The sequence below is a fragment of the Streptomyces sp. NPDC046881 genome (assembly GCF_040645015.1).
Lineage (GTDB): Bacteria > Actinomycetota > Actinomycetes > Streptomycetales > Streptomycetaceae > Streptomyces.
Genome location: NZ_JBEYXJ010000231.1, coordinates 1 through 2,298 on the forward strand (window position 1 = coordinate 1; position 2,298 = coordinate 2,298).

At 73.2% G+C, this 2,298-nt stretch carries 2 protein-coding genes; both read left to right on the forward strand.

Translation table 11 applies throughout. The annotated features are described in order from the left end of the window. A partial coding sequence (locus ABZ923_RS41190) for a beta-ketoacyl reductase (RefSeq protein WP_361483554.1) occupies positions 1-2,048 on the forward strand: 2,048 nt, incomplete at its 5' end. A gap of 46 nt (positions 2,049-2,094) precedes the next feature. Next, positions 2,095-2,298: polyketide synthase docking domain-containing protein (locus ABZ923_RS41195; protein ID WP_361483557.1), on the forward strand; the 204-nt coding region annotated here is incomplete at its 3' end.

Consider the following 2,298-nt stretch of genomic DNA (forward strand, 5'->3'; position numbering starts at 1 on the left):
TCGGGGCGGGGGACGCGTTCAGCGAGGTGCTGCCGCGGCTGTCGTCGTGGCGGCGGCAGCGCAAGGAGCAGTCCACCGTCGACAACTGGCGCTACGGCGTCACCTGGAAGGCGATACCCGACCCTGCCCCGCAGAGCCCTGCCCGGAACGGCATATGGCTGGTTCCGGTCAGCGCCGGGCAGCTCGGCGACGACTGGGTCACCGCCTGCCTCCGCGGGCTGAGCGGGCGGGGCCTGGCCCCGCTGCCCGTGCCGGTCGAGCCGGCCGCCGGCCGTGCGGATCTGGCCGCGCAGCTCGCCCGAGCGGCCGGTGACGAGACCGTGGCGGGTGTCCTGTCGCTGCTCGCCGTCGACGGCGAGGCCGCCCCGGCGGCCGCCGCACTGACCGCCGGTGTCGCGCTGTCCGTCCTGCTCGTCCAGGCCCTGGGCGACGCGGGCATCGGCGCCCCGCTGTGGTGTGCGACCCGCAACGCGGTGGGCGTGAGTCCCGCCGACGAGGTGGCCGACCCGCACCAGTCGCAGGTCTGGGGTCTGGGCCGGGTGGCGGCGTTGGAGCACGCACGACGCTGGGGCGGGCTCGTCGACCTTCCCGGCACGGTCGACGACCGGGTCGCCGGCCGCCTCGTCGCGGTGCTCGGCCAGTCGGACGAGGACCAGGTCGCGATCCGCGACGGCGGGGTGTTCGCGCGGCGCCTGTCACGTCTTCCCGCGTCCCGGAGCGGGCGCTCGTGGTCGCCGCGCGGCACGGTTCTGGTCACTGGTGGTACGGGTGCGCTGGGCGGGCACGTCGCGCGGTGGCTCGCCGGTGCCGGTGCGGAGCACCTGGTGCTCACCAGCCGTCGTGGTCTCGACGCCCCCGGCGCCGTCGGCCTCAAGGCCGAGCTGGAGGAGACGGGCGTACGCGTGACCGTCGCCGCCTGCGACGCGGCCGACCGTGAGGCGCTGGCCGCGCTGCTCGCCGAACACCCGGTGAACGCCGTCGTTCACACGGCCGGCACCGCCGAGGCGGGCATGCTCGCCGAGACGAGCGTCGGCGAATTCGTGGCGACGGTCGCGGGGAAGGCACTCGGCGCCGTGCACCTCCATGAGCTGCTCGCCGATCAGGAACTGGACGCCTTCGTTCTGTTCTCTTCCGTCTCCGGCGTGTGGGGAGGCGGCGGGCAGGCCGCGTACTCGGCCGCGAACGCCTTTCTCGACGGCCTGGCGCAGCACCGGCGGGCCCGGGGTCTGCCCGCGACCGCGATCGCCTGGGGCCCGTGGGGCGAGGGCGGCATGGTCGCCGACGCCGGGGACGAGGAACGGCTGCGGCAGCGCGGCCTGACCGTGCTGCGGCCCGACCGGGCGATCTCCGCGCTGCACGGTGCGCTGAGCGGCGGGGACGACATGGTCACCGTCGCGGACGTGGACTGGGAGCGGTTCGTCGTCCCGTTCACCGTCAGCAGGCCGAGCGCGCTGCTGAGCGACCTGCCCGAGGTCAGGGACGTCCTGGCGGCGGAGCCCGCCGAACAGGCCGCGGAGGCGTCAGCGCTGAAGGAGAAGCTGTCCGCGTTGTCCGAAGGCGAACAGCAGCGCCTGCTCGTGGACATGGTGTGCGCGCACGCGGCGGCCGTACTCGGCCACAGCGGCTCCGCGCCGGTGGAGCCGGACCTGGCGTTCCGCGACCTCGGCTTCGACTCGCTCACCGCGGTGGAGCTGCGCAACCTGCTCACCGCCGACACCGGCCTGACCCTGCCCGCGACGCTGGTCTTCGACCATCCGACGCCCGAGGCGATCGCCCGCCACCTGCGCGGTGAACTCGCCGGCGGGACGGCCCCGGACGAGGTGTCGGTCTTCACCGAACTCGACCGGCTGGAGTCGGTGCTCTCGACGGCCGCCTCCGCCGAGGAGACGGTCCGCTCCGGGGTGCGCAGGCGGCTGCAGGAACTGCTGTCCCTGGTGAACTCCGCCGCGGACCAAGGCCCGGAATCCGCCGATGCACAGCGGCAGCTCCGGGACGCGACGGTCGACGACATCTTCGATCTGATCGATCAAGATCTAGAAAATTCCTAGTTCTTGGCGCTCTACCTTTAACGACAGCCGAGGACGGATGAGGCGGATGAGCAGCAACGAAGACAGGCTCCTCGAATATCTCAAGCGCGTCACCGGAGACCTGCGCCAGGTCCGGGAGCGCCTTCGCGAGGTCGAGGAGAAGGACCAGGAACCCATCGCGATCGTCGGTATGGCGTGCCGGTATCCGGGCGGGGTGCGTTCGCCGGAGGACCTGTGGCAGCTGGTGGTCTCCGGTGGTGACGCGGTGGGC